General features: G+C 35.9%; 26 protein-coding genes and 1 other RNA gene. 17 read left to right on the forward strand and 10 right to left on the reverse strand.

The features are described 5' to 3' along the window. Nucleotides 1-2: 2 nt before the first annotated feature. Entirely contained in the window at nt 3-8,537 is an 8,535-nt protein-coding gene (locus J0383_RS18665; protein WP_207295477.1) for an HYR-like domain-containing protein, read from the reverse strand. An 838-nt stretch (nt 8,538-9,375) separates the two neighbouring features. On the opposite strand from J0383_RS18665, the gene J0383_RS18670 reads away from it, so the two are divergent. From J0383_RS18670 to J0383_RS18690, 5 genes are all read left to right on the forward strand, one after another. Beyond that, nucleotides 9,376-9,861, forward strand: coding sequence for a SixA phosphatase family protein (locus J0383_RS18670; protein ID WP_207295478.1), 486 nt, complete (start codon nt 9,376-9,378; stop codon nt 9,859-9,861). Nucleotides 9,862-9,866: 5 nt separating this feature from the next. After that, nucleotides 9,867-11,945, forward strand: a complete 2,079-nt coding sequence (gene ppk1 / locus J0383_RS18675) for a polyphosphate kinase 1 (RefSeq protein ID WP_207295479.1) — start codon at nt 9,867-9,869, stop codon at nt 11,943-11,945. Between the two features lie 35 nt (nt 11,946-11,980). Then, a complete protein-coding gene (locus J0383_RS18680) occupies nt 11,981-12,871 on the forward strand; it encodes a Ppx/GppA phosphatase family protein (protein WP_207295480.1) in 891 nt (296 codons plus the stop codon). A 71-nt stretch (nt 12,872-12,942) separates the two neighbouring features. Beyond that, complete coding sequence (locus J0383_RS18685; protein WP_207295481.1) at nt 12,943-13,503, forward strand: Crp/Fnr family transcriptional regulator; 561 nt, start codon at nt 12,943-12,945, stop codon at nt 13,501-13,503. A 157-nt stretch (nt 13,504-13,660) separates the two neighbouring features. Beyond that, nucleotides 13,661-14,239 carry an NAD(P)H-dependent oxidoreductase gene (locus tag J0383_RS18690; protein WP_207295482.1) on the forward strand — a complete coding sequence of 193 codons (579 nt, stop codon included), beginning with the start codon at nt 13,661-13,663 and terminating at the stop codon, nt 14,237-14,239. A gap of 109 nt (nt 14,240-14,348) precedes the next feature. Here J0383_RS18690 and J0383_RS18695 read toward each other — a convergent pair whose 3' ends face one another. Continuing rightward, the gene (locus J0383_RS18695; protein ID WP_207295483.1) at nt 14,349-14,765 is read right to left on the reverse strand and encodes a DNA polymerase III subunit gamma/tau; all 417 of its coding nucleotides are present in this window, start codon (nt 14,763-14,765) and stop codon (nt 14,349-14,351) included. Between the two features lie 10 nt (nt 14,766-14,775). On the opposite strand from J0383_RS18695, the gene J0383_RS18700 reads away from it, so the two are divergent. Next, on the forward strand, nt 14,776-14,976 hold the full coding sequence (locus J0383_RS18700) for a hypothetical protein (protein WP_207295484.1): 201 nt from the start codon (nt 14,776-14,778) through the stop codon (nt 14,974-14,976). A gap of 46 nt (nt 14,977-15,022) precedes the next feature. Here J0383_RS18700 and dnaX read toward each other — a convergent pair whose 3' ends face one another. Then, the gene (gene dnaX / locus J0383_RS18705; RefSeq protein WP_207295485.1) at nt 15,023-16,108 is read right to left on the reverse strand and encodes a DNA polymerase III subunit gamma/tau; all 1,086 of its coding nucleotides are present in this window, start codon (nt 16,106-16,108) and stop codon (nt 15,023-15,025) included. Between the two features lie 272 nt (nt 16,109-16,380). On the opposite strand from dnaX, the gene J0383_RS18710 reads away from it, so the two are divergent. From J0383_RS18710 to J0383_RS18730, 5 genes are all read left to right on the forward strand, one after another. Beyond that, nucleotides 16,381-16,797, forward strand: a complete 417-nt coding sequence (locus J0383_RS18710) for a hypothetical protein (RefSeq protein ID WP_207295486.1) — start codon at nt 16,381-16,383, stop codon at nt 16,795-16,797. 87 nt (nt 16,798-16,884) lie between these two features. Then, entirely contained in the window at nt 16,885-17,136 is a 252-nt protein-coding gene (locus J0383_RS18715) for a type II toxin-antitoxin system ParD family antitoxin (protein WP_207295487.1), read from the forward strand. Beyond that, on the forward strand, nt 17,129-17,422 hold the full coding sequence (locus J0383_RS18720) for a type II toxin-antitoxin system RelE/ParE family toxin (RefSeq protein ID WP_207295488.1): 294 nt from the start codon (nt 17,129-17,131) through the stop codon (nt 17,420-17,422). Before J0383_RS18715 ends, J0383_RS18720 begins: the two co-directional genes overlap by 8 nt. A gap of 137 nt (nt 17,423-17,559) precedes the next feature. Next, entirely contained in the window at nt 17,560-18,039 is a 480-nt protein-coding gene (locus tag J0383_RS18725) for a BON domain-containing protein (RefSeq protein WP_207295489.1), read from the forward strand. A gap of 7 nt (nt 18,040-18,046) precedes the next feature. After that, nucleotides 18,047-18,418: a LysM peptidoglycan-binding domain-containing protein gene (locus J0383_RS18730; RefSeq protein WP_207295490.1), complete on the forward strand. Its 372-nt coding sequence runs from the start codon at nt 18,047-18,049 to the stop codon at nt 18,416-18,418. Between the two features lie 103 nt (nt 18,419-18,521). Here the strand turns inward: J0383_RS18730 and J0383_RS18735 are convergent, their stop codons facing one another. Then, nucleotides 18,522-18,815 carry an SH3 domain-containing protein gene (locus tag J0383_RS18735; protein WP_207295491.1) on the reverse strand — a complete coding sequence of 98 codons (294 nt, stop codon included), beginning with the start codon at nt 18,813-18,815 and terminating at the stop codon, nt 18,522-18,524. A 125-nt stretch (nt 18,816-18,940) separates the two neighbouring features. On the opposite strand from J0383_RS18735, the gene rnpB reads away from it, so the two are divergent. Together rnpB and J0383_RS18745 are read left to right on the forward strand one after the other, a co-directional pair. Continuing rightward, nucleotides 18,941-19,282: RNase P RNA component class A (rnpB, locus tag J0383_RS18740), an RNA gene on the forward strand. A 30-nt stretch (nt 19,283-19,312) separates the two neighbouring features. Then, nucleotides 19,313-20,560: a cation:dicarboxylate symporter family transporter gene (locus tag J0383_RS18745; RefSeq protein ID WP_239023098.1), complete on the forward strand. Its 1,248-nt coding sequence runs from the start codon at nt 19,313-19,315 to the stop codon at nt 20,558-20,560. An 81-nt stretch (nt 20,561-20,641) separates the two neighbouring features. Here the strand turns inward: J0383_RS18745 and J0383_RS18750 are convergent, their stop codons facing one another. The 3 genes from J0383_RS18750 to J0383_RS18760 form a co-directional block, all read right to left on the reverse strand. Next, nucleotides 20,642-20,836, reverse strand: a complete 195-nt coding sequence (locus J0383_RS18750; RefSeq protein WP_207295492.1) for a hypothetical protein — start codon at nt 20,834-20,836, stop codon at nt 20,642-20,644. A 95-nt stretch (nt 20,837-20,931) separates the two neighbouring features. Next, complete coding sequence (locus J0383_RS18755; RefSeq protein ID WP_207295493.1) at nt 20,932-21,618, reverse strand: response regulator transcription factor; 687 nt, start codon at nt 21,616-21,618, stop codon at nt 20,932-20,934. Between the two features lie 11 nt (nt 21,619-21,629). Next, nucleotides 21,630-22,988: a sensor histidine kinase gene (locus J0383_RS18760; RefSeq protein WP_207295494.1), complete on the reverse strand. Its 1,359-nt coding sequence runs from the start codon at nt 22,986-22,988 to the stop codon at nt 21,630-21,632. 138 nt (nt 22,989-23,126) lie between these two features. On the opposite strand from J0383_RS18760, the gene J0383_RS18765 reads away from it, so the two are divergent. After that, a complete protein-coding gene (locus J0383_RS18765; RefSeq protein WP_207295495.1) occupies nt 23,127-25,241 on the forward strand; it encodes an outer membrane beta-barrel family protein in 2,115 nt (704 codons plus the stop codon). Nucleotides 25,242-25,292: 51 nt separating this feature from the next. Here J0383_RS18765 and J0383_RS18770 read toward each other — a convergent pair whose 3' ends face one another. After that, nucleotides 25,293-25,559, reverse strand: a complete 267-nt coding sequence (locus J0383_RS18770) for a hypothetical protein (protein WP_207295496.1) — start codon at nt 25,557-25,559, stop codon at nt 25,293-25,295. 3 nt (nt 25,560-25,562) lie between these two features. Between J0383_RS18770 and J0383_RS18775 the strand changes: the two genes are divergently transcribed. Next, on the forward strand, nt 25,563-25,802 hold the full coding sequence (locus J0383_RS18775) for a hypothetical protein (protein WP_207295497.1): 240 nt from the start codon (nt 25,563-25,565) through the stop codon (nt 25,800-25,802). Nucleotides 25,803-25,830: 28 nt separating this feature from the next. On the opposite strand, the gene J0383_RS18780 is transcribed toward J0383_RS18775, so the two are convergent. Further along, the gene (locus J0383_RS18780) at nt 25,831-26,073 is read right to left on the reverse strand and encodes a hypothetical protein (RefSeq protein ID WP_207295498.1); all 243 of its coding nucleotides are present in this window, start codon (nt 26,071-26,073) and stop codon (nt 25,831-25,833) included. 4 nt (nt 26,074-26,077) lie between these two features. Between J0383_RS18780 and J0383_RS18785 the strand changes: the two genes are divergently transcribed. After that, complete coding sequence (locus J0383_RS18785; RefSeq protein WP_207295499.1) at nt 26,078-26,296, forward strand: hypothetical protein; 219 nt, start codon at nt 26,078-26,080, stop codon at nt 26,294-26,296. A gap of 28 nt (nt 26,297-26,324) precedes the next feature. Here J0383_RS18785 and J0383_RS18790 read toward each other — a convergent pair whose 3' ends face one another. Further along, on the reverse strand, nt 26,325-26,510 hold the full coding sequence (locus tag J0383_RS18790; RefSeq protein ID WP_207295500.1) for a hypothetical protein: 186 nt from the start codon (nt 26,508-26,510) through the stop codon (nt 26,325-26,327). Nucleotides 26,511-26,598: 88 nt separating this feature from the next. Between J0383_RS18790 and J0383_RS18795 the strand changes: the two genes are divergently transcribed. Beyond that, a complete protein-coding gene (locus J0383_RS18795; protein WP_207295501.1) occupies nt 26,599-26,808 on the forward strand; it encodes a hypothetical protein in 210 nt (69 codons plus the stop codon). Nucleotides 26,809-26,877: the final 69 nt, after the last annotated feature.

Here is a 26,877-nt window from a genome sequence, read left to right on the forward strand (position 1 = left end):
CTCTATCTGGACAGATATAAATACCCATCTTTTTTATTGTTATGAACTACATTATTTCCATCTATTGATTGGTAATTTAAAATGTAGAAATAAGTACCTGTAGGTAATCCGTCAGATTGTTTAATTGTTGTTCTTCCTCTAGAAGTACCGTCAAATGCGTTGGTTGCATTGTTATAGTTAGTGGTTTCAAAAACTAATATTCCCCAACGGTTGTAGATTTCAACGGTATTTCCGGGATAACAGGCCAAATCATTAATGTTATCAATTTCAAAGACATCATTTATTCCGTCACCATTTGGTGAGAAGGCATTATGAATTATAATATTACCGCATGCTAAGACTTTACAATCGTCATTTATTTCCATTGTTAAGACAATTGTTCTGGTGCAATTTTCATCGGCAATTCGGTATTCGAATATGTAGTTTCCTAGTGCAAGACCAAAAGGATTTAAAATGCTTCCCTGCAATGCATTGGTACCAGTTTGATCAGTCCATACTCCAGTTGTAAGTGTACCGTTTGGAAGTAAATTAGAAAGATTAATCAAAGTCGAATCGTCACTGCAAGCTTCACTGGTAATATTGGTTACACTTTCAACAGTGAAGGTTTGAACTAATTCTGTTTTATTTCCTGCACAATCAGACAAAGTATATGTTCTTGTCAGGATATAAGTGTTTCCATCGCAGCCGGTTCCATCATTGGTGGAATCAACAATCGTGATGGTTACATTTTCACTGCAATTATCAGCAGCATCTGTAATGGCATCAGGGTTAGGTACAGGAATTTCATTTATATTATGCAGACCAGTTACATTGGCTGGGGCAGTACCAGTTGGTGGAGTAGTGTCTCTTACAGTAACGATTTGGGTATATGTTGCTGTATTTCCACTGCAATCACTGGTTTTCCAAGTACGGGTTAATGTGTAATTGGTTGGACATCCGTTTACAATACCACTTTTTACTTCGGTAAAGATAACTGGTAAGTTTTCATTGCAAGGATCAGAAGCTGTAATTTCAGCTGGTTGAGGAACAGCATCACATGAAACAGTAATATCAGCAGGAAGATTACCTAAAAGTACAGGAGCAGTTGTGTCCTGAATGGTGATCACTTGAGTGAAAATTTCTGATGCATTGCCACATTCATCTTTAGCAGTCCATGTATTGGTATAAGTTCCAGCATTGTTACATGATTCAGAAGCAGTAAAAATACCGCTTGATTTAGTATATACAATATTGCTGTTACAGCTGTCTGTTGCAGTCGGTGTAACCATTTGAGCGGTTGCTAAACCAGAAGCATCACTGCATTCTAAAATCACATTTAGAGAACCCGCCTGGGTAATCCATACCGGCGCTGCTGTGTCCTGAATGTTGATTATCTGGGTGAAAGTATCGGAAGTATTCCCGCAGTCGTCTTTCACGGTCCATGTGTTGGTGTAGGTTCCTGCATTGCTGCATCCTTCGGAAGCTGTAAACTGTCCGCTGGTTTTGGTGATATTGGTTACATCGGCATCGCACAAATCAGAAGCTGAAGGGAACATTGCCTGGGCAGCTGCAAGTCCGGCTGTATCACTGCATTCCAAAGTTACATTTAGAGAACCTGTCTGGGTAATCCATACCGGTGATGCTGTGTCCTGAATAGTGATTACCTGTGTGAATGTATCTGAAGTATTTCCGCAGTCATCTTTCACGGTCCATGTATTGGTGTAAGTTCCTGCATTGCCGCATCCTTCGGAAGCTGTAAACTGTCCGCTTGTTTTGGTAATATTGGTTACATCAGAGTCGCATAAATCAGAAGCAGCAGGAAACATCGCCTGGGCAGCTGCAAGACCAGAAGCATCACTGCATTCTAAAGTGACATTTAAAGCTGCCGGAGCAGTTGTCCATACCGGCGCTGCTGTATCCTGGATGGTGATTATCTGTGTAAAAGTGTCAGAAGTATTTCCGCAGTCGTCTTTCACGGTCCATGTGTTGGTGTAGGTTCCTGCATTGCCGCATCCTTCGGAAGCCGTAAACTGTCCGCTGGTTTTGGTGATGTTAGTTACATCCGCATCGCACAAATCAGAAGCAGCAGGGAATTGAGCCTGAGCAGCCGCAAGTCCGGCTGAGTCACTGCATTCTAAAGTTACATTTAGAGAACCCGCCTGGGTAATCCATACCGGCGCTGCTGTATCCTGAATGGTGATTATCTGTGTGAAAGTATCAGAAGTATTTCCGCAGTCGTCTTTTACGGTCCATGTGTTGGTGTAGGTTCCTGCATTTGCGCATCCTTCAGAAGCTGTAAACTGGCCGCTTGTTTTGGTAATGTTCGTTACATCGGCATCGCATAAATCAGAAGCTGAAGGGAACATTGCCTGAGCAGCTGCAAGGCCAGAAGCATCACTGCATTCTAAAGTGACATTTAGAGAACCTGCCTGGGTAATCCATACCGGCGCTGCTGTGTCCTGAATGGTGATTATCTGTGTGAATGTATCTGAAGTATTTCCGCAGTCGTCTTTTACGGTCCATGTGTTGGTGTAGGTTCCTGCATTGCCGCATCCTTCGGAAGCAGTAAACTGTCCGCTGGTTTTGGTGATGTTCGTTACATCAGCATCGCACAAATCAGAAGCAGCAGGGAATTGAGCCTGAGCAGCCGCAAGGCCGGAAGCATCACTGCATTCTAAAGTGACATTTAGAGAACCTGCCTGGGTAATCCATACCGGCGCTGCTGTGTCCTGAATGGTGATTACCTGTGTAAAAGTGTCGGAAGTATTCCCGCAGTCGTCTTTCACGGTCCATGTATTGGTGTAGGTTCCTGCATTGCCGCATCCTTCGGAAGCTGTAAACTGTCCGCTGGTTTTGGTGATGTTCGTTACATCGGCATCGCATAAATCAGAAGCGGCAGGGAACATTGACTGGGCAGCTGCAAGACCAGAAGCATCACTGCATTCTAAAGTCACATTTAGAGAACCTGTCTGGGTAATCCATACCGGCGCTGCTGTGTCCTGAATGGTGATTGTCTGGGTGAAAGTATCTGAAGTATTTCCGCAGTCGTCTTTCACGGTCCATGTATTGGTGTAGGTTCCTGCATTGCCGCATCCTTCGGAAGCTGTAAACTGTCCGCTGGTTTTGGTGATGTTCGTTACATCGGCATCGCATAAATCAGAAGCGGCAGGGAACATTGACTGGGCAGCTGCAAGACCAGAAGCATCACTGCATTCTAAAGTCACATTTAGAGAACCTGTCTGGGTAATCCATACCGGCGCTGCTGTGTCCTGGATGGTGATTGTCTGGGTGAAAGTATCTGAAGTATTTCCGCAGTCGTCTTTCACGGTCCATGTATTGGTGTAGGTTCCTGCATTGCCGCATCCTTCGGAAGCTGTAAACTGTCCGCTGGTTTTGGTGATGTTCGTTACATCGGCATCGCATAAATCAGAAGCGGCAGGGAACATTGACTGGGCAGCTGCAAGACCAGAAGCATCACTGCATTCTAAAGTCACATTTAGAGAACCTGTCTGGGTAATCCATACCGGCGCTGCTGTATCCTGGATGGTGATTACCTGTGTAAAAGTGTCGGAAGTATTTCCGCAGTCGTCTTTCACGGTCCATGTGTTGGTGTAAGTTCCTGCATTACCGCATCCTTCGGAAGCTGTAAACTGTCCGCTGGTTTTGGTGATATTGGTTACATCGGCATCGCACAAATCAGAAGCTGAAGGGAACATTGCCTGAGCAGCTGCAAGACCAGAAGCATCACTGCATTCCAAAGTGACATTTAGAGAACCCGCCTGGGTAATCCATACCGGCGCTGCTGTGTCCTGGATGGTGATTACCTGTGTAAAAGTATCGGAAGTATTCCCGCAGTCGTCTTTCACCGTCCATGTATTGGTGTAAGTTCCTGCATTGCCGCATCCTTCGGAAGCTGTAAACTGTCCGCTTGTTTTGGTAATATTGGTTACATCGGCATCGCACAAATCAGAAGCAGCAGGGAATTGAGCCTGAGCAGCTGCAAGGCCAGAAGCATCACTGCATTCTAAAGTTACATTTAGAGAACCTGTCTGGGTAATCCATACCGGCGCAGCTGTGTCCTGAATGGTGATTATCTGGGTGAAAGTATCGGAAGTATTTCCGCAGTCGTCTTTCACCGTCCATGTATTGGTGTAGGTTCCTGCATTGCCGCATCCTTCGGAAGCTGTAAACTGTCCGCTGGTTTTGGTGATATTCGTTACATCGGCGTCGCATAAATCAGAAGCGGCGGGAAACATTGTCTGGGCAGCTGCAAGTCCGGCTGTATCACTGCATTCCAAAGTTACATTTAGAGAACCTGTCTGGGTAATCCATACCGGTGCTGCTGTGTCCTGAATGGTGATTACCTGTGTAAAAGTATCAGAAGTATTTCCGCAGTCATCTTTTACGGTCCATGTATTGGTGTAGGTTCCTGCATTGCCGCATCCTTCGGAAGCTGTAAACTGTCCGCTGGTTTTGGTGATATTGGTTACATCCGCATCGCACAAATCAGAAGCTGAAGGGAACATTGCCTGGGCAGCTGCAAGACCAGAAGCATCACTGCATTCTAAAGTGACATTTAGAGAACCCGCCTGGGTAATCCATACCGGAGCTGCTGTGTCCTGAATGGTGATTATCTGGGTGAAAGTATCGGAAGTATTTCCGCAGTTGTCTTTCACCGTCCATGTGTTGGTGTAGGTTCCAGAATTGCCGCATCCTTCAGAAGCTGTAAACTGTCCGCTGGTTTTGGTAATATTGGTTACATCGGCATCGCATAAATCAGAAGCAGCAGGGAACATTGCCTGAGCATTTATTAAACCTGAAGCATCGCTGCATTCCAAAGTTACATTTAGAGAACCCGCCTGGGTAATCCATACCGGCGCTGCTGTATCCTGAATGGTGATTATCTGGGTAAAAGTATCAGAAGTATTTCCGCAGTCATCTTTAACTGTCCATGTATTGGTGTAAGTTCCTGCATTGCCGCATCCTTCGGAAGCTGTAAACTGGACGCTGGTTTTGGTAATATTCGTTACATCCGCATCGCATAAATCAGAAGCAGCAGGAAACATTGCCTGGGCAGATGCAAGTCCGGCTGTATCGCTGCATTCTAAAGTTACATTTAAAGCTGTGGGAGCAGTTGTCCATATCGGCGCTGCTGTGTCCTGAATAGTGATTATCTGGGTGAAAGTATCGGAAGTATTCCCGCAGTCATCTTTCACGGTCCATGTGTTGGTGTAGGTTCCTGCATTGCCGCATCCTTCGGAAGCTGTAAACTGTCCGCTGGTTTTGGTGATGTTCGTTACATCGGCGTCGCATAAATCAGAAGCGGCGGGAAACATTGCCTGGGCAGCCGCAAGTCCGGCTGTATCACTGCATTCCAAAGTTACATTTAGAGAACCCGCCTGAGTTACCCATACCGGCGCTGCTGTGTCCTGAATGGTGATTATCTGTGTGAAAGTATCTGAAGTATTCCCGCAGTCGTCTTTCACTGTCCATGTGTTGGTGTAGGTTCCTGCATTTGCGCATCCTTCGGAAGCTGTAAACTGTCCGCTGGTTTTGGTGATATTGGTTACATCCGCATCGCACAAATCAGAAGCGGCAGGAAACATCGCCTGGGCGTTTATTAAACCTGAAGTATCGCTGCATTCCAAAGTGACATTTAGAGAACCCGCCTGAGTTACCCATACCGGCGCTGCTGTGTCCTGAATGTTGATTATCTGGGTGAAAGTATCTGAAGTATTCCCGCAGTCGTCTTTTACAGTCCATGTATTGGTGTAGGTTCCCGCATTGCCGCATCCTTCGGAAGCTGTAAACTGTCCGCTTGTTTTGGTAATATTGGTTACATCGGAATCACATAAATCAGAAGCAGCAGGAAACATTGCCTGAGCGTTTATTAAACCAGAAGCATCACTGCATTCTAAAGTCACATTTAAAGCTGTTGGAGCAGTTGTCCATGCTGGAGCGGTAGTATCCTGAATAGTGATTACCTGTGTAAAATTGTCAGAAGTATTTCCGCAGTCGTCTTTCACGGTCCATGTGTTGGTATAGGTTCCTGCATTGCCGCATCCTTCGGAAGCTGTAAACTGGCCGCTGGTTTTGGTAATATTCGTTACATCCGCATCGCACAAATCAGAAGCTGAAGGGAACATTGTCTGGGCAGCCGCAAGGCCGGAAGCATCGCTGCATTCTAAAGTTACATTTAAAGCTGCCGGAGCAGTTGTCCATACCGGCGCTGCTGTATCCTGAATAGTGATTACCTGTGTAAAAGTATCGGAAGTATTTCCGCAGTCGTCTTTTACGGTCCATGTGTTGGTGTAGGTTCCTGCATTGCCGCATCCTTCGGAAGCTGTAAACTGTCCGCTGGTTTTGGTGATATTGGTTACATCCGCATCGCACAAATCAGAAGCAGCAGGGAACATTGCCTGGGCAGCCGCAAGTCCGGCTGTATCACTGCATTCTAAAGTTACATTTAAAGCTTCTGGAGCAGTTGTCCATACCGGCGCTGCTGTATCCTGAATAGTGATTATCTGTGTGAAAGTATCTGAAGTATTCCCGCAGTCGTCTTTCACTGTCCATGTGTTGGTATAGGTTCCTGCATTTGCGCATCCTTCGGAAGCTGTAAACTGTCCGCTGGTTTTGGTAATATTCGTTACATCCGCATCGCACAAATCAGAAGCTGAAGGGAACATTGTCTGGGCAGCCGCAAGGCCGGAAGCATCGCTGCATTCTAAAGTTACATTTAAAGCTGCTGGAGCAGTTGTCCATATCGGCGCTGCTGTATCCTGAATAGTGATTACCTGTGTAAAAGTATCGGAAGTATTTCCGCAGTCGTCTTTTACGGTCCATGTGTTGGTGTAGGTTCCTGCATTGCCGCATCCTTCGGAAGCTGTAAACTGGCCGCTGGTTTTGGTGATGTTCGTTACATCGGCATCACATAAATCAGAAGCTGAAGGGAACATTGCCTGGGCAGCTGCAAGGCCAGAAGCATCACTGCATTCTAAAGTTACATTTAAAGCTGTGGGAGCAGTTGTCCATGTTGGAGCAGCTGTATCCTGAATAGTGATTATCTGTGTAAAAGTATCGGAAGTATTCCCGCAGTCGTCTTTTGCAGTCCAGGTATTGGTATAGGTTCCTGCATTTACACAAGATTGAGATGCTGTAAAAGCTCCGCTTGATTTTGTGTAAATGATGTTTGCACTACAAACATCTGTTGCTATTGGAGCTTGTGCCTGCGCAGCAATTAATCCTGCTGCGTCACTGCATTCTAAAGTTACATTTAGAAAACCTACTTGAGTTGTCCATGTTGGTGCAGTAACGTCTACTACATTTATGGTTTGACTTACTGGAAGTGAAGTATTGTCGCAAGCGTCTTTTGCAGTCCATGTTCTGGTTATTGAATAAGTACCAGCACAGGAACCTGGGGTATTCTGATCACTATATGTCAATGATGTTACTGTGCCGCTATTATCAGTAGCGGTTGCCTGAGCAAATACTGGAATGTCAGGACAATTGATTGTGCTGGGCGCTGGAAGTGGATCAATAACTGGTTTAACAGAATCGCCACCAGATATGTTTACAGTCAATTGCTTCGAACAATTATTACTATCTTTAACTGTAACGGTATAAGTTCCAGGAGCGACATTGGTTAAATCTTTTGTAACCGCTCCATTACTCCATGAATACGTGTAGCTAGGAGTTCCACCGCTTACGTTTAAGGTAATATTCGTAGTTCCGCCACTGCAATTTACCGCAGTATGCGTTTCACTTAACATCAATTCTGCTGGCTCCACTATAGGAAGAATATAAGTATTTGATAAATTTTGAGCATCAGTGACCGTTAATTTAGCAGTATTGTTCGATGTGGTATACGTAAAAGTTGGATTGGGCGAAGTGGAATCTGGTGCCCCGCCGTCATTTCTAAAATCCCAAGCATACGTGTAAGGCGTTTTTCCTCCATTAGTTGTCGATGTGAAAGTAACGGTGGTATTAGTGCCAACTTTACATGCTTTGTAAGTAAACTGAACAGCCAGAGGTTTTGAAATAGTAAAAGTATTGGTAAAATCACACTGTGAGTTGCTGTAAGATGAACAGGTATAATTAGGCCCAGGGTCATTATTACTGCTTGTTTTCCAAGCAATAATAGTATTGCTAAGACTTAATTCATCACCACAAGTCCAATTAAATGGACCATATATTAACTTTTTGTTGCTTCCTGGTGCAATATCTCCTAACAATACATTTAAAAATGTACTTACTCCGTTTATGATTAAATCAGAATTTAACCTTGTAAAATGAATAGTCGAATTTGAATTGGAAGAATAATTAAGATAAATATACACTTGTTGTACTTGTCCAATCGTACAGGTAGTATTCGTTATTGGAGTTCCGTTTACATTAGACAAACTAAGGTAAACGTCTGTCAAAGTGTAATTGTTTGAGGTACAGCTATAACCACAGGTTCTTAAATCTACTTGTGAAAAAGATAATTGAATATTAAATAGAAGTAACGATATGAAAACGCGCTTAATAGTAATATTCATCAAAAAAGTAATGTTTTTCATAATCTCTAATTTTTAAACTTTAATAATTTTATTTGAGATTCTTAGCAATAATCAGTTTAACTGACTATTAAATAGCTGGTTGAAAAATAGTAGAAGAGAGGGCGGGCAGAACTAATTTTAAAAAGAACAGTTGGTGTTGGGTTCCACTTTAATCTTTTGTTTTTTGGAGTTGGTTTTAAAGTTAACGTTGAATAAATTCTGTGAGAGATGTAAAAAATGGTACTGTTTCACTTTCTGATGGATAAACAATGCATTATCACATCTTACGTTCTTAGCAGAAAAATAACTTACAATTTTTGATACTTTTATTTCTTCAGAAATGGTAGGTTTTAAATTCGTATAATTTATTTATCTGTTTATGATATCTTTAATATTTTAACATAATTAAAGGTATATACTTAATTTTTTGATTTAATTTTTTTATCTGTAACTAACCTAAAAAGTCGTTAAATGACATTTTTTGATGTAAATATTACCTCAAAAAAATTTTTTTTAACTCTTTTGAATCTATTTTGACTTTTGATGTAAACTTTTTTTTGAGAAATTGTTACAGAGGATTTTTGTTTTTAAATAATTGATTATCAGTAATTTAATTGTTTTCATGTGTATTTTTACACAAATCGATTAAGTGTTGGGTTTACTAGACGAAATACCTTATCTTAAAAAAAAGGAAGAATTTTGTTTCAAAATGTTAATGTTTTACGAATTATTTATTCTTGTTAAAATTTCGATTAATTGTTAACAGAAATAAAAAATCAATCGGTATTAAAATAACTTTTGTAAATTAGAACTTAATAAAAATCGTAGCCTCGATGTTGAGGTTTCAAACCTTTAGCCTATGAAAAATTTAATTTTAATACGTCATGCAAAATCAAGTTGGGAAGCTCCTTTGAAAGATTTCGACAGGCCGCTTATGAAGAGAGGAATTAAAGATGCCCATGAAGTTTCAGTAAATATTTCAGACTACCTTCCTAAAACCTATATAATTTGGAGCAGTACAGCAGCACGTGCCACAGAAACGGCGCTGATTTTTGCCCAAAATATTTCATACCCTATTGAAAGCATCGTTTTTAAAGATGAATTGTATACTTTCGATGTTAAACAATTGGAAAAGGTTATTAAATCATGTGATAATAGTTTAGAAAGCGTTATTCTTTTTGGACATAACGAGGCTATTACAAATTTTGTTAATAAATTTGGAGATGTTTTTATTGATAATGTCCCAACCTCTGGATTTGTATCGCTGCAATTTGATTCGGAAAGCTGGGATGGCATTGATAAAGGCAAAACACATAAAACAATTTTCCCCAAAGATTTAAAATAATTAAAGTGTACGAACAGAAATATATCGATAGAGAAAAAAGCTGGTTAGCGTTTAATGCAAGAGTACTTCAGGAAGCGGCAGACAATACCGTTCCTCTTTTAGACAGACTGCGTTTTGTTGGAATTTTTTCAAACAATTTAGACGAGTTTTTTAGAGTTCGGTACGCTGCAATTAGAAGATTAAGTCTTTCAGGAATTTCTGGAGAAAAATATTTAGGAGGTATTTCTGCTCATCAGTTAATTAAAGATATTACCGAAATCGTAATTCAGCAGCAATCTGAAAGCTTGCGTATTTTAGGAAATATTGAATCAGAGCTTGAATCCGAAAATATTTTCATCATAAACGAAACACAAATTACGCCAAAACAAGAATGTTTCCTAAAGGATTTCTACATGCAGAAGCTGAGTCCTGAACTGGTAACAATCATTTTGAATGATCTTGCTGTATTTCCGGTCTTAAAAGATACTTTAGGATATCTGGCTGTTCGTTTAGAATTGGCAAATGACGAAATTCGTTATGCTTTAATTGAAATTCCTAAAAATATTAATCGTTTTGTCGTTCTTCCTTCAGAAGATGAAAAACAATATGTCATTCTTATTGATGATGTAATTCGTTACAAATTGAAAAGCATCTTTAATATATTTGATTTTAAAAGTGTTTCGGCACACATGATCAAAATTACTCGTGATGCCCAATTGGATATCGATAGTGATTTGAGTAAAAGTATGCTTGAAAAAATTGCGACATCTGTAAAAGACCGTCGAATTGGAGAACCAGTTCGTTTTATCTATGACAGCCAAATTGAAGAAGATACGCTGCATTTCTTTTTAGATAAAATGAAAATTGTTGAAACCGACAGTATAATTCCCGGAGGTAGATATCACAACCGCCGTGATTATATGAGTTTCCCAAATCTTGGACGTTACGATTTATTATACAAACCAAATGAGCCTATGCCTGTTCCAGGCTTAAGTCTTGATGGAAGTATTTTAGAAAAAATCTCTAAAAAAGATTATTTGGTTCACGCTCCATATCAGTCATTTTCATATTTAACCAAGTTTTTGCGTGAAGCCGCTTTAGATCCAAAAGTAACCAGTATAAAAATTACCTTATACCGTTTGGCAAAAAACTCGCAGATTATCAGTTCGTTAATTAATGCGGCTAAAAATGGTAAAAAAGTTGTGGTTCAGATTGAACTTCAAGCACGTTTCGACGAAGCTTCAAATATTTCGTATGCAGAACAAATGCAGACAGAAGGTATTGAGCTAATATTTGGAATTAAAGGTCTTAAGGTGCACAGCAAAATATGTGTGATCGAAAGATTAGAAGATGGAAAAAACCGTCGTTACGGATTTATTTCAACCGGAAACTTTAACGAGTCTACAGCTAAAATTTATACCGATGTTACGCTTTTAACCTGCCATCAAGGAATTTTAAAAGATACTTCAAAAATATTTGAATTTTTCGATATCAATTACCGAGTTCACAGATATAAACATTTGATTGTGTCACCTCATTATACAAGAACGAAATTCATCAAATTAATAGATCGTGAAATTCTTCACGCTTTGGCAGGAAGAAAAACACATATCAAATTAAAAATGAATAGTTTGTCTGATTTTAAAATGATAGATAAACTATACGAAGCAAGTAATGCCGGTGTCAAAATCCAGCTTCAGGTAAGAGGAATCTGTTCTTTGATTCCGGGAATACCAGGAATGAGTGAAAATATCGAAGCGATAAGTATTGTCGATAATTATTTGGAACATTCAAGAGTGTACATTTTTGGAAATGCCGGTTTAACCGAAGTTTATATTTCGTCAGCCGATTTCATGACCAGAAATCTTGACGGAAGAGTAGAAGTTACCTGTCCAATTTACGATCTTGAAATCAAAAAAGAATTAATTGATAACTTCAATCTTGCCTGGAAAGGAAATGTAAAAGTAAGATATCATTCGTATAAATTAGATAATAAGTATAAGCCAAAAAACAATCATGCCCCATTTAGAGCACAATTTGAGACCTATAAATATTATCAGAATAAGGCAGCGGCTCTCGAAGAAGTTCCTCAAAAAGTAAATTAATAAACTAAAACCAATTTCAAAATCATAAAGTGAGCATGATTAATATTAGGAAGTTTGCAGCAATAGATATCGGATCAAATGCCATGAGGCTTCTGATTTCCAATGTTGTAGAACAAGAAGGTAAAGAACCGCAGTTTAATAAAAGTTCGTTAGTTCGTGTACCAATCCGTTTGGGACAGGATGCCTTTACTGTTGGAGAAATTTCTCCTGAAAATATAGACCGAATGGTAGATGCTATGAAAGCATTTAACCTTTTAATGAAAGTACACAAAGTTGAACGTTATATGGCATTTGCAACTTCTGCAATGCGTGAGGCATATAATGCCAAAGAAGTTGTGGCTTTGATCAAGAAAAAAGCCGACATTAAAATAGAGATTATCGATGGTAAAAAAGAAGCTGCAATTATTGCTTCTACAGACTTGCATCACTTAATAAAATCAGATGAAACGTATCTTTTTGTAGATGTGGGAGGTGGAAGTACTGAGTTTACACTTTTTTCTTCTGGTAAAATGATCAATTCAAGATCTTTCAAGGCCGGAACAGTTCGTTTGCTGAATAATATGGTGCACGATGTAGTTTGGGATGAAATCGAAAAATGGATTAAAATCAATACTGCAGATTATGAAGAAGTTACCCTTATTGGATCTGGAGGAAACATCAATAAGTTGTTTAAAATGTCTGGAAAGCAACAGGAAAAACCGCTTTCGTACATATATATCAATTCGCAATATGCTTTCTTAAATTCATTGACTTACGAGCAGAGAATTGCCGAATTAGGTTTGAATTCCGACCGCGCCGACGTAATTATCCACGCAACAAGAATTTACCTTAATGCCATGAAATGGAGTGGGGCACGCCAGATTTATGTTCCTAAAATCGGGCTTTCTGATGGTATCGTAAAAGCAATGTATTACGGTAAGATTTAATTTTTTTAGCCACGAATTCACGAATTATTTTTAAATTTTCACTTGTGAATTTGTGGCGAATAATTTTTATAATGAAATCAATTTTCCAGTCCATTCAGGATTTTTCTGCCGATGAATTAAATCTTTTAGATGATTTAATTACGTTTCGAACTTTGAAAAAAGGAGAGCTTTTATTGACTGAAAATCAGATTTGCAATGAAATTGTATTTATAAAAAAGGGAATTCTTCGTTCCTTTTTCATCAATCATAAAGGCGACGAAATTACCAATTGTTTCGCTTTCGAAAATGAATTCATGGCATCTTTTGCCAGTTTTATAACCCAAGAAAAAGCCCAAGAAAATATTCAGGCGCTTGCCGAAACCGAATTGCAGATTTTAGATCGTAAAGGTTTAGAAAAACTGTATCAATCTGGATTTAACTGGCAGGAAACAGGCCGCAAATTGACTGAAATAGAATTCGTAAATCTCCATAAAAGAATGGTTTCTTTTCAAAAACTATCAGGTGCAGAACGTTACGAAGAATTGTATCAGAATCATCAAAAATACCTACAGTTAATTCCACTGCAATATTTAGCCTCCTATCTAGGAATTACACCAAGACATTTAAGCCGAATTCGTAAAGCTATTTTATAATTTTTTCTCTTAAACTTTTTCGTTGTTTGTATTAAAAATGTATGCAAATCTTAACAATTTTGAACTTGCTTTATGTGCTAAATCTGCGAAAAAAACGAATAGGACATTTGTCTAGTAAGATAAATCGTACAAATCATATTTTTGTAAAAACATTGATATGAAAAAAATACTGATTATAAACGGACATCCTAACGCCGAAAGTTTCAATTTCGGAATAGCCGAATCTTATAAAAATGGCGCTTTAGCTTCTGGCGCTCAAGTCGAAACTATTACAATTGCAGATTTACACTTCAATCCCAATTTAAAATTTGGATATCAAAAACGAACCGAATTAGAACCTGATTTGCTAGAATCTTGGGAAAAAATAAAAAAAGCAGATCATTTAGTTTGGATTCATCCCGTTTGGTGGGGTGGACTACCGGCTATTACAAAAGGTTTTATAGATAGATTGTTTCTTCCGGGAATGGCTTTTCAGTATCGTGAAAATTCCGTTTGGTGGGATAAGTTGCTTAAAGGAAAAACAGCTCATATCATTACCACTTTAGATCAGCCAGGCTGGTATTATAGATTTGCTTTTGGAAGACCAAGCGTAAACCAATTAAAGAAATCAACACTAGAATTCTGTGGTATAAAACCTGTAAAGGTCAATTATATCGGAATCATTAAAAATTCTACAGAAGAACAAAGAAAAAAATGGCTTGAAAAAGTCTACAATTTTGGACTTCAAAATAAATAAATAAATAAATAAATGTAATGCCGTAAATTTTCCGAATTTCCACTAATTCTTTATTGGTTAGGAAATTATCATTTTGTATAAATCGTGAAATTTATTGCTAATGCAGAGATTAATCTTTTAAATCTAATCCAAATGTAGTTCGTAAAAGTTCAATGTTTGGATTGATTTCTAAGAAACGATTGTAACGATCTTGATTGTTATAGCTTCTTTTCATTTCGATAGTTTCGTTTACAACTACCTCGATTGTAATGTCGTGATTGTGCAAATGACCTTTTAGATGCCCTAATAATCCATTCATCTGGCTTTCAAATTCAAGTTTAGAGCCTTCATTTGGAAGCTCATAAGTAATTTTAGTTCCATCTAAAACCGGATCATTAATAAGAAGGATAGATTCCATGATCTTTAATCCTTTTTGACCTAAACGTTCGGCGTATTTGTTCCAATGAAGAAGCATATCTGTTTCATTGAACGGTTCAGTTGGTAAAACAGAAGAAGGTCTGATATAGGATTTACTGTTTTGTTCCATTTCTTTTTTCTTGCGAATACTAGCAAGAGAAAAAGCAGAAACTTTTGGTGTTCCATCTACATCTGTCTTTGGAGTTGCTGGAGTTTCAATTTTTGGAGTTTCAACAACTTGTTCTTGTGGTGGGATTACGGTTTTATTTTCAGTTACAACAGATTCAGGAATTTGGTTTTCAGCTGTAACAGAACTTTCAACTTTCGGTTTCTGGTTTTGAACTTCAACAATAGAATAGCCGCCGTTTTTAAAATAAACGGGCGGAATTATGAATTGCTCAACTTTTTTTTTTCTCCATCAAAGTTGATAGAGGCCAATTGCATCAAGCATAACTCAACTAATAGACGTTGATTCTGGCTCAATTTGTATTTTAAATCACAGTCGTTTGCTAAGTCAATTCCCTTTAGTAAAAATTCCTGTGAACATTTCTGAGATTGTACCGCATACATTTGCTGTGCCTGTTCTCCAACTTCAAGTAAAGCTATAGTCGAAGGCGTTTTGCTTACTAACAAATCTCTAAAATGAGAAGCCAGTCCGGCAATAAAATGATGTCCGTCAAAGCCTTTGGCAAGAATGTCGTTGTATGCAATTAAAAGATCTGGGATTTTAGCATCCAGAATCAAATCAGTAACCGAGATATAGGTTTCGTAATCTAAAACGTTTAGGTTTTCAGTTACGGCCTGACGTGTTAAGTTAGTTCCGCAATAAGAAACTACACGGTCAAAAATAGACAAAGCATCACGCATAGCTCCGTCCGCTTTTTGAGCGATAATATGTAGAGCATCATCTTCAAAACTGATTCCCTGACTTTCTGCAACATCAGCCAAATGTTCTTTAGCATCTTTTACAGTAATTCTTTTGAAATCAAAAATCTGACAGCGAGATAAAATCGTTGGAAGGATTTTGTGTTTTTCTGTTGTTGCTAAAATAAAAATAGCATGTTTTGGCGGTTCTTCTAATGTTTTCAGAAAAGCATTAAAAGCGGCCGAAGACAACATATGAACCTCGTCAATGATATATACTTTGTATTGTCCGGTTTGTGGCGGGATTCGAACCTGATCTATAAGATTACGAATATCATCAACCGAGTTGTTTGAAGCAGCATCTAACTCAAAAACGTTAAAAGCGAAATCTTCAGTGGGATCGTCATATCCTGGCTGATTTATTTTTCTTGCCAGAATACGAGCGCAGGTAGTTTTACCAACTCCACGCGGTCCAGTAAACAAAAGAGCAGAAGCTAAGTGATTGGTATCAATAGCGTTCAACAAAGTGTTTGTAATGGCTTTTTGTCCCACGACATCCTTAAACGTCTGCGGGCGGTATTTACGTGCCGATACTACAAATTGTTCCATATTCTCTTTTTATTCGATAGCAAATATAGGCTGAAAATTACCAAATCACAAATCTGAAAATCATAAATATTGGACTGTTTTTTCGAGTAGTTTGAATGTGAGGAAGTAACACTTTTTTATTTTAATTCACAGAAAGCTTTATTTTTACTTTAAGAAATAAACGTAAAACAAATTATTAGATTTAATAATGTCATAAAGAGTAAATGAAAGCTTTAAAACCAATTCTTTTCGTTTTAGTTTTATGTGTTTTTTCAAAATCCATATCACAAACTATGAAATCCAATCAAACTAATTTTCTCAGAATAACAAATCAATTTTCGGTTGACGAGTTCGAAAAAGTCAAAGGATTTATTTTAGAAAAAGGAAATCGTAAAACCTATAGAAATTACGATAATCATAATCCGTATTATAATTTTGGAAAGTTTGAAGCTTATTTAGGAGCCGATATCGGACAGCAAAATCTCTACAACAAAACTGATTTATCTGATTTTAATGAATTGACTTTAAAAGATGAGAACCATTATTATAAAATTATAATCGTCCGAAAAGGAGATATTCAGGCTTCTAAAAAATGGATTTTAAAAGGAATGCAAGAGAATGAAGTGTATTACACTGATGCTTATCAGGAAAGTATAAAAGAGATTCCTAATTTGTTACTCGAATACTTTAATTTACTTCGGAAAATGTAGTAGAATTTTTAAATTGTAATATTATCGTCATTAAAAAAGAAATATTACCAAAAATGGGTAACTTTACATTTGCTAAATAAATGTATTATGGGAAAGAATACCTCAATATCGCTTGGGAATCACTTTGAAAGTTTCATTGAAAATAGTCTTAAAGATGGAAGATTCAAAAATGCGAGTGAAGTTGTTAGGGCTGGACTTCGTCTTTTAGAAGAAGAGGAAAATAAGCTGATGGTTTTAAAGAAGTCTGTTAAAGACGGTATTGAGAGTGGAAGAAATGAAAACTTTGATCCTAAAAAACATCTGGCAAGTTTAAAGGCAAAGAGAAATACTAATGGCTAAATATTATTTAACCAACAAAGCAGTTGAAGACTTAGAAGATATTTGGAGTTATACATATGATGAGTGGTCAGAAAAACAAGCTGATAAATATTATCTTTTGCTTTTAAATTCATGTCAGGAAATTGCCGATAATCCAGAATTAGGTAGAAAATACGATATAGTAACTCCCAATTTGTTAGGCTATAAATCAAATCAACATATCCTTTTCTATCACATTATTTCAGATAACGAAATTGAAATTATCAGAATCCTCCATGGAAGAATGGATTTGAAAAATAAGCTTTAAGCTTTTACTTATATTAGTAATTTGAGTTGAAATACCTCATTTTACTGGAAAAAATATAAAAGCCAAAATACCATCCTGTAATTTTATCGCTCCTAATCTGTTTAATTTTAGATGATTAATTATTAAAATAAATCATTATGAAAATTAAATCAATCGTATTAGGAATGGGACTTGTTATTTCGTTAGTATCATGTGCTCCTAAAGATGCCGATATCGAAAGAACAATTAGTGAAAAATTAAGCGATACACCCGAAATTAAAGTTACTGTACATGAAGGTGTAGCGACTATCGTTGGAGCTTGTGACGACGAGGCTTTCAAAAAAAATATCGAACGTACTGTAAAAGCTACTAAAGGCGTTAAAACAGTAGTAAACAACTGCCAGATTCCCGATCCAAATGTAGAACCAGCAGCAGCTGCCGTTATTATTAATTCTGATGCCGATCTGGATAAATCAGTTGGGAAAGTTGTAAAATCGTATGACGGAGTAAGCGCTACTGTTGTGGGTGGTGTGGTAACACTTTCGGGCGAAATTGAAAAAGAAAAGCTGCAATCTTTAATTCAAAGTATACAAGAATTAAAACCAAAGAAAGTAGATAATAAACTAATCATAAAATAATCAAGTTATGAGTTTGCAAGATAAATACAGAGAAGTAACAGATTTAGCTTCTGAATTAGGAATAACAAATTTACAAGTAAGGGAACAAGACAATGTGTTGTATATCGATGGAACAGCAGAATCTGCAGCGGATAAAGAAAAACTGTGGAATGCGTATAATAAAATAGATCCTGAATTCAGATCAGCAGATGTGGTTATGAATATCGATGTTACACAGCATGTTTCAAGAGAATACACGGTTGAAATAGGAGATTCGCTTTCTAAAATTGGAAAAGCTTACGGAGTTTCATGGCAGGATATTTTCGAAGCGAATAAAGATATTATTTCCAATCCTGATTTAATTCAGCCGGGATGGAAATTAAAAATACCAACAGTCTAAATATATTGGCAAATACCGATAAAAAAAATCCAAATTCCAATTATGCAGTTGCAAATTGGAATTTGGATTTTTATTTTCAAGCTTCGGATTGGATTTTTAAAAACTATCTTCCCCTAATGCTCAAATCAAATAAAAACTTAGCTGTTTCCAGATCAGAATCTGCTGAAAAGCCGGCAACATAGACCCCTTTTTTGCCTGAAGTGGATTTAATTCCGTATACAACTGCCTCATCCGCCGGGTCTGATTCCCCTTCGTATCGATACACATGAACAATTTCAAATTTCTCAGGATTCTTTTTAATCTGCTCGCAGTTTCGATTAAAGTCAAACGTAAATCCTTTTTCATTCAATTGATCTAAAGCTTTTGAAACAGTTGCGTAATGATACATTCTTTTCATGATAACTGAATTTAATAATTATAGATTTTTAAAGATAACTATTTTAAAATTAAAAAGTTATGATAAATTTCATAAAATCGGAAATTTAAATTCAATATAGTTAAATGATAAAATTGTACTTTTGCCGCGCAGACCGCCTTATCGTCGTCCCAATTCATCGGGAGGGAGGAAAGTCCGGACACCACAGAGAAGCATAGCGGGTAACGCCCGTCGGTTCTCTCGTTTTTAGGAACGAGAGGATTAGGACAAGTGCAGCAGAAAGTATGTACAGGTAATGCTGTAGTGAAACCAGGTAAACTCTATGCGGTGAAATACCAAGTATATCGGCATTTAAGGGCTTCTCGTTCGTTGCCGAAGGGTAGGTAGATTGAGTTTAGCAGTAATGCTGAATCTAGATAAATGATAAGGTATTGTCTTGTTGCAGAACGAGGCAAGAACAGAATCCGGCTTATAGGTCTGCTTTTTTTATTTATATTTGTGAACTGACTAACCATTTCATGAATATAACCATTCCCAATTCTTCTCCTAAAAAGAAGAAAAGCCTTTTTAAAACCATCATCACAAATCTTACATTCTGGGTTTTAATAGCTATTATTGCTGGTATTTTACTCGGGCATTTTTCTCCTGAAAATGCTGTAAAAATGGAATTATTGGGTAAAAGGTTTATCGATTTAATCAAACTTTTTATAGGTCCAATTATTTTCTTAACCATTGTTTTGGGAATTTCCGGAATGGGAAATTTAAAGAAAGTGGGTAGAATTGGAGTAAAGGCACTTGGATATTTTGAAGTTGTTTCAACAGTAGCACTCGCAATTGGTGTTGCCATTGCTTATTTATTTCAGCCTGGAAAAATAGACAAATCAGGATTGTCAATTGGAGATGCAAGTCAGTATACAAATGGAGCTTCAAAAGATTTCTCGTGGATTGAATTCTTCCTATCCAATTTTACTTTGCAAGTTTTACTAGCTGCAATCGTCTGCGGAATTGCCTTAAATTTTTATCAAAAAAGAGAACAAACCATTTTGGTTTTAGAGCGATTTTCAAATGTTGTTTTTACAGGTTTAAAATATGTCATGTATCTCGCTCCAATAGGTGCTTTTGGAGGAATGGCGTATACAATTGGTAAATTTGGTTTGGCAACTTTAATTCCGCTTGGTAAATTAATGCTATGCGTATACGTAACAATGGCATTGTTTGTTTTTTTAGTTTTAGGAAGTATTTTGAAATATTATAAAATAAGTATCTGGTCTATTTTAAAATATATTAAAGAAGAACTATTACTTGTTTTAGGAACATCTTCTTCAGAAGCTGCTTTGCCCAGTATTATGGTCAAACTTGAAAAAATGGGCTGTAGTAAATCAGTTGTGGGATTGGTAATTCCAACTGGTTATTCATTTAACCTTGATGGAACTTCAATTTACCTTTCAATGTCGGTGATATTTTTAGCGCAGTTATACGATGTGCATTTAAGTTTTTTTGAAATCCTAACCGTTATCGGGATTTTAATGATTACTTCAAAAGGAGCCGCAGGAGTAACCGGAAGCGGTTTCATTGTGTTAGCTTCAACTTTAACAGCACTGCATAAAATTCCGGTTGAAGGATTGGCTTTTTTATTGGGCGTTGACAAATTTATGAGCGAAGCCAGAGCTATTACCAATTTAATTGGAAACACAGTCGCAACCATTATAATTTCAAAAACAGAACGAGATTTTACTGAATTGAATCTTGAACTTATTTCGGAGTAAATTTTTTAATGGCAAAGGTTCAAAGCTGCCAAGTAAAATTTTTTGAGTTCTTTTCACCTTCGAACCTTTGCCTCTTAACTATTAAGCTTCATCTTTTGTAGTTCTCACCAAGCTAATGCCTGACATGAAAAAGACGATTCCAAGTATTCCATAAATAACTAGCGATTTAATATCTCTTGTTGCTCCCGATGTGCCGGCAAAAATCACGGCAGTATAAATAAGTCCTACAATTCCGAGGATTGTCAATAATCCACCGAAAAATCTTTTTAGGTTCATGATTTTAAAATTTAAAGTTCTCTAACAAATTTATATTTAGAAACTTTAATTCTTGTTATACAATTGTTTATGAAAATTATATGATTTGCAGAATGTTATTTCTGAATCTTAAATTCCAAACCAATATTTCGAACACTTTCGATCTTGATTTTAGGATCTGAATTGAAATATTTTCGAAGTCTGCTGATAAAAACATCCATGCTTCGTCCTGAAAAATAATCATCTTTTTTCCAAACCGACATTAAAATTTGATCTCTTTTCAGCAGCTGGTTATGGTTTAGATATAAATATTCAATAAGAGCTGCTTCTTTTTCGGTAAGCTGCTGCACATGATTTTTATTGTTGAGTGTTAACCGTTCGTTATCAAAAACATACGAACCAATTTCAATTATATGAGTTCCACTTAAACTTCTCTTTTGTTCAATTCTCTTAAGTATATTCTGCAGGCGCAAAACCAGTTCATCAACTTCAAACGGTTTTGCGATATAATCGTCGGCACCAAGTTTTAATCCAATAAGTTTATCTTCTTTTAACTTTCTAGCTGTTAGAAAAATAAAAGGAATTTCGGGATTAATGGTGATTATTTTTTCAGCCAAAGAAAACCCGTCCAATTTGGGCATCATGACATCAAAAATACAAATATCAAAAGCTTCCTTTTTAAAATAGTCTAACGCTATCTCTCCATTTTCTGCCCAGATTACTTCGAATTCATGCAGTTCTAAATATTGCTTTAAAATGGCCGCAAAATCAAAATCGTCTTCGGCTAAAAGTAATTTTTTCAAAATAAAGAGAATTAAACTTTTAATAAAATAGTAAACTGAGCTCCTTTTCCTAAATCGCTGATAACGTTTACAGAACCCTGATGCGCTTTTATAATTTGATCTACATAATACAATCCTAATCCTAAACCTTTGGTATTGTGAAGATTTCCTTGTTCAACACGGTAAAACTTCTCAAAAAGTAATGCTTGTTTATTTTTAGCGATACCAATTCCGTTATCTTCAAAACTAATTGAGAATTGTTTTTCGATAATTTTTGTGGTTATAGTTATAGTATTCGAACCATATTTCACAGCATTTTCCAAAACATTTAAAAAAGCAGTTGTGACATGAAATTTATCCAGAACTAAAATTGTATTCGAAGTTTTAAAATCGGTTTTAATGTCAATTTTCGGAAATGTAAGTTTAAAATCATTTACAATAGAAAGCAGAAAATCTTCGGCTTCAATTTTTTCTTTCTTCAGTTCGATTTCATTTTCCGCTAGAGAATTGGCCATAACCTGATCGATCAAATTCTGAAGACGATTATTCTGGCGCGAAATTGTGTTGACAATAGCATTGAAATTTTCATCATTTTCGCGAATGTTTTTCTGCTCCAGAATTTTGGTTGAAATTCCCAAAGTGGCCAGCGGCGTTTTTAATTCGTGTGTAATATTATTGATGAAATCTGTTTTTACATCGCTGACTTTCTTCTGTTTAATCAACGCCTTAATGGCAATTACAAAAAGACTTATAAGAGTCGTGATTGACAATAAAGATAAAATAAGAATAAAAGTCATTCGTCTTAAAATGATCATTTCCCAATCAATTACCGAAACGTACATCGAATCTTCAGTCAATAATTTATACTCTTGATTTTCAAAAGTTCCGTTTGTGGTTCCCACATAACTTCGAACCAAAAAAGCATGATTTAACGAAGCCAGATTTCCGTATAATTTATTCTGGATAAAAGGTTTTTCAGAAAAAATAGTATCTGCTTTTTGTGTGTTTTTGTACAAAATGAATTTGTTTAAAACAATCGCAAAATCAATTTTAAAATTGGGTAAATCCCTTTCGAATTTTCGCCGAAGCTGTTCTGTTATACTACTTTGATATTCGTTTTTTAGAACACCGTTTTTAAGATCCAGTTTGGTCTTTTTTCCTTGAAAATAATTCTCAGAAAGTGTTTTGTATAAAATCTCTTTTTTACAAACCAACGCCGAATCGATATCACTGTAATTATTCGTGATCTGTGCAATTTCGTTTTTAATCTGCGTATGAAACTGCGCCACTTTGTAATCGTAAGCGGTTTTTACCAAATAACATTGCACAGTAGTCAGAACAATAAGTGCGACAGCCGAAAATGCTATTAATAAATTTATTCTTCGTTTCATATTCATTTGAAATTTGGTTTCAAAAATACGGCTTTTACGAAACAAAAGGCAGATTAACGCTGCATTAACCTTCGATTAACTTTCGGAAATGGTTTTTCAAAGCACTTTTGCAGCAACTCTAATCCAATTTCTTTAAAAATGAATATTTATCTGCCCATGAAAATTATTTTGGCATTCCTGCTTTTTTGTTTGTCATTTTTGGCAAAGGCGCAAAACGAAACGCCAAAAGATTCTATTTCAAATGAATTAAACGAAGTCGTAATCCATCAGAATAAAAAAACATTTACCAATTCAAACGGAACTATAAAAATTGATGTCGCTAATTCGGTTTACAATTCAGTTCCTAATCCTGTTGAATTACTTTCAAAACTGCCTTTGGTGCAAGTGAGTTCAGACCGTGAAACCATTTCGATTGTGGGAAAAGTAAATCCGCTTATTTATATCGACAATCAAAGAGCTGGAATGAACGATTTAAATGCTTTGGCTGTCGCCGATATCAAAACGATTGAAATCATTCAGAATCCTTCTTCTAAATACGAAGCTGAAGGTCGAGCCATAATTCTGATTACTAGAAAACTTAGTAAAAAAGACAGTTTTAAAACCGATATTTCTGAAACTGCTTCTTTTAAAAAGAACTATAATAATTATTTAGGTTTTAATTCCAGTTTTAAAAAGAATAAACTCGAATGGAAAGCCAATTTCAATTACAATAAATTAGAACCGTGGGAAAATCACAGTATTGCCTATCAGATTCCGCAAGCTTCAATTGTTTCTGATTATGATGTTACGGCGGTTACAAAACGAAATCAATATGTTTTTGGCGGTGGTTTGTTTTATAAAATCAACGATGAAGATTATTTTTCGATTAATGTAAACGGCAAAAGCCAAAATGATACTTTCGATATCAATACTTTCACCTTCAATAAAAATCAAAATCAGGAAAATCACGTTTTTACTTTTAGTGATAATACAAGCGAAAAGAATTTTATAAACTCATTTTTAAATTATTCCAAAAAGCTAAAAGCTATTGATACAAAGCTTTTTATTGGAATTCAAGGATCAAACTTTAATCAGCATTTGTGGAGTTTGGTTGAAAATAATTTTAATGAAACAAAATTAGAATTGTCGCAAAACCGTGGCCAGAAATTTAATGTTGATGTTTTTTCGGGAAGGATCGATTTGGAAAAAAAGTTTAAAAACGAAGTGCTTTGGGAATACGGAGGATTATATTCGGGAGCAAAATCGAAATCAGATTATGATGTTTTTGATTATGTTAAAAAGGAGACCACAAGTTTTGATTACAATTTTAGAGAATCAAATGTAGCAGGTTATTCTCAGCTTTCTGGTAAAATTAAAAAAGTAGATTTTTCTGTGGGATTACGAGTTGAAAACACCAATGTAAACGGAAAATACAGTACAGAAAGTACGGCTTTGGTCGATAAAAATTACACTAACTTTTTTCCAAAAGCGCAGTTTTCATTTTCAATAGACAGTACAAAAAGTGTTAGTATGGATTATTCCAAAAGTATTTCGAGACCCAATTATTCTTCGTTAAGCATGATTGGAGTTTATATAAATCCGTACTTTATTTATGGCAGCAATATCAATTTGGGACCCACATTGATGGATGTTGTGTCTGCCGTTTTTCAATATCATGACACTTCTTTAAAATTAACATTGTACAAAAACAAGAATTCAATTTATCAGGATTTCTCATTTGATAATCAGAATAATGTGCTGACTTTTACTGAGAAAAATTTTCAAAAAGAATCGGGTTACAATATTGAATTAACACTTCCGTTTACGCATAAAATCTGGAATACTACAAATTCTTTGGTTTTTTCGAAGAATAAAATTGAAGACGATTCGGCATTGTTTACTTCGTCAAAACCGTATTTGTATTATTACTCCAATAATACTTTTAAACTTCCGCAAAATTTCACTTTCGTTTTCTCATTTTGGGGATCAACCAAGCAGAAAGAAGGTGTTTTTGAACGAAATGCCAAATTGATTTTTGATTTGTCGCTTGCGAAATCTTTCGGTAAAAACTGGAATTGTACGCTGAATTATAATGATGTTTTCAAAAATACCATTTATACAGAACGATTTACGGTAAACAATGTGAGTTCAAGAGCTCGATATTTGGTAGATGCCAATGAACTTTCGATTGCACTTCGTTATTCTTTCGGAAAAATAAAAGATTCAGCATACAAAGAAAAAAAGGTTAACGAAGACCAGAATCGAATTAGATAAATCCAATTAAAAAAAGTCCAATTAAAAAAAAACAAGGTAACTATACCCTTTTTACACCGAAATTAAAACTTCTATAAAAAAGGCGGTTAAACTTTTTGTTTCAGTTTCTAAGATTATATATTCTCTATTTGAGAAATCAAATTTAGATACTTCTTGAAGATATTCAATCATTTCTTTTATATTTTCCGCGAAATGTGTGGCAATGATTGAAATAAGTTGTTTTTCGATGTCTTCTGTCTTGTATAAGACTATAAATTCGCTTGGTTTATTGACAGTATTTTCGTATTCTTGTCTGGTTAACTGTTTAATTTGTATCATATTATGAGAATTAAAGATTTGAATGACCTTGCGCCGATAAAAAATAAAAGAACAAGGTTTTTAGTGAATAATACAAGTATCCCCTTTACGGATATTTTTTATGGTGTGATAAAAGAAATAAAAAGTGATCATATAATTGTAGAACAACAATATATAAAGTCTAATGAAGATTATTCTGAAGAACTTATCACACAGAATAGAAAGCTTAAAAACGGAACTTTTAAGCTACTGGAAGATAAATAAAAAGCCTTACTGTTTATGTAAGGCTTGTTTAATCAATAACTTCAGTATGAATTAAGTATAATGTTTTGTTTTTAGTTGTTATTTCATATACGTCTTGGATTTTAAACGGTTGTAATTGTTTTAAAATTTCTATGTTTTCTTTTATGTTTTCCGCCAAAAATCTGCTTATTCGTTCCATTATATCTTTTTCGGTCGTATAGAAACATATTTCACTGTTTGGAACTTCTTGAGAATTTTCATACTCTTGTATGGTTAATGTTCTAATTTTCATAGTTATGGAATTATTTGAGTTGCTTAAAAAGTATACAAATACGGTAATAGAGATCCAAGCCAAATATATGCTGATAGACAAAAGTCATTTTACCGACAGATTTTTCGCTTATCTCAGGGAAGTAAATAATAGTGATATTGTTGTTGAGCAGTTTTTTATTAAAACCGATGACGAAGGAAATAATACCTTAGTTTCTAATAAGAGGGGTTTTAGAAAAAGATAAATTTGAAATACTTAGTACTTTGAAATAATTAACTGGAAGTTTCTATTAATTTATCAATTTCTTCAACAGTCGATTTTGCTGTGAAAACCGAACAGTTACTTAAATGAAGTTCTGTGTGTTTTTCTTTATTTGCCCCATTTATTGAAACAATACAGCTTATATTTATAAAGTGGGGTTCGTTTTCTTCATCAAATACAAATATAAATCCTTTCATGGTTAGTTAGTTTTAATGTTCTCTCAAATATACAAAATTGTTATAATCAGCGACAATCAAAATATAATCAGCTAATTAACTTTGTATTATGGAAGAACGATATAAATATACAAACGAAAAACTTTTTGAAAGTGATCCAGCAGTTGATAAAGCAAACGAAGAATATCAAAAAGCAATTCAAAGACTATTAGCAAAAGAAATTACTCTTGAAGAATGCCGTAAATATCAGCAGGCTGTTTTTGATGCTGTTAATAGAAGTACTATTGGCTGGACTATTAGAAAAGAAAAAGCCTCTTAATGTAGAGGCTTAAATTCAAATTTATAGTTTTTAATTTCTTCAAGTTTATTTGACTTTGTCTTGACTAAT

Origin of the sequence: Flavobacterium endoglycinae (assembly GCF_017352115.1) — a bacterium.
GTDB classification, from domain to species: Bacteria; Bacteroidota; Bacteroidia; order Flavobacteriales; family Flavobacteriaceae; genus Flavobacterium; species Flavobacterium endoglycinae.

Coding starts and splice junctions, on each gene's coding strand:
- J0383_RS18665 (WP_207295477.1), bottom strand. CDS start 8,537: ATGAAAAACATTACTTTTTTGATGAATATTACTATTAAGCGCGTTTTC.
- J0383_RS18670 (WP_207295478.1), top strand. CDS start 9,376: ATGAAAAATTTAATTTTAATACGTCATGCAAAATCAAGTTGGGAAGCT.
- J0383_RS18680 (WP_207295480.1), top strand. CDS start 11,981: ATGATTAATATTAGGAAGTTTGCAGCAATAGATATCGGATCAAATGCC.
- J0383_RS18685 (WP_207295481.1), top strand. CDS start 12,943: ATGAAATCAATTTTCCAGTCCATTCAGGATTTTTCTGCCGATGAATTA.
- J0383_RS18690 (WP_207295482.1), top strand. CDS start 13,661: ATGAAAAAAATACTGATTATAAACGGACATCCTAACGCCGAAAGTTTC.
- J0383_RS18695 (WP_207295483.1), bottom strand. CDS start 14,765: ATGGAACAAAACAGTAAATCCTATATCAGACCTTCTTCTGTTTTACCA.
- dnaX (WP_207295485.1), bottom strand. CDS start 16,108: ATGGAACAATTTGTAGTATCGGCACGTAAATACCGCCCGCAGACGTTT.
- J0383_RS18710 (WP_207295486.1), top strand. CDS start 16,381: ATGAAATCCAATCAAACTAATTTTCTCAGAATAACAAATCAATTTTCG.
- J0383_RS18715 (WP_207295487.1), top strand. CDS start 16,885: ATGGGAAAGAATACCTCAATATCGCTTGGGAATCACTTTGAAAGTTTC.
- J0383_RS18720 (WP_207295488.1), top strand. CDS start 17,129: ATGGCTAAATATTATTTAACCAACAAAGCAGTTGAAGACTTAGAAGAT.
- J0383_RS18725 (WP_207295489.1), top strand. CDS start 17,560: ATGAAAATTAAATCAATCGTATTAGGAATGGGACTTGTTATTTCGTTA.
- J0383_RS18730 (WP_207295490.1), top strand. CDS start 18,047: ATGAGTTTGCAAGATAAATACAGAGAAGTAACAGATTTAGCTTCTGAA.
- J0383_RS18735 (WP_207295491.1), bottom strand. CDS start 18,815: ATGAAAAGAATGTATCATTACGCAACTGTTTCAAAAGCTTTAGATCAA.
- J0383_RS18745 (WP_239023098.1), top strand. CDS start 19,313: ATGAATATAACCATTCCCAATTCTTCTCCTAAAAAGAAGAAAAGCCTT.
- J0383_RS18750 (WP_207295492.1), bottom strand. CDS start 20,836: ATGAACCTAAAAAGATTTTTCGGTGGATTATTGACAATCCTCGGAATT.
- J0383_RS18760 (WP_207295494.1), bottom strand. CDS start 22,988: ATGAAACGAAGAATAAATTTATTAATAGCATTTTCGGCTGTCGCACTT.
- J0383_RS18765 (WP_207295495.1), top strand. CDS start 23,127: ATGAATATTTATCTGCCCATGAAAATTATTTTGGCATTCCTGCTTTTT.
- J0383_RS18770 (WP_207295496.1), bottom strand. CDS start 25,559: ATGATACAAATTAAACAGTTAACCAGACAAGAATACGAAAATACTGTC.
- J0383_RS18775 (WP_207295497.1), top strand. CDS start 25,563: ATGAGAATTAAAGATTTGAATGACCTTGCGCCGATAAAAAATAAAAGA.
- J0383_RS18780 (WP_207295498.1), bottom strand. CDS start 26,073: ATGAAAATTAGAACATTAACCATACAAGAGTATGAAAATTCTCAAGAA.
- J0383_RS18785 (WP_207295499.1), top strand. CDS start 26,078: ATGGAATTATTTGAGTTGCTTAAAAAGTATACAAATACGGTAATAGAG.
- J0383_RS18790 (WP_207295500.1), bottom strand. CDS start 26,510: ATGAAAGGATTTATATTTGTATTTGATGAAGAAAACGAACCCCACTTT.
- J0383_RS18795 (WP_207295501.1), top strand. CDS start 26,599: ATGGAAGAACGATATAAATATACAAACGAAAAACTTTTTGAAAGTGAT.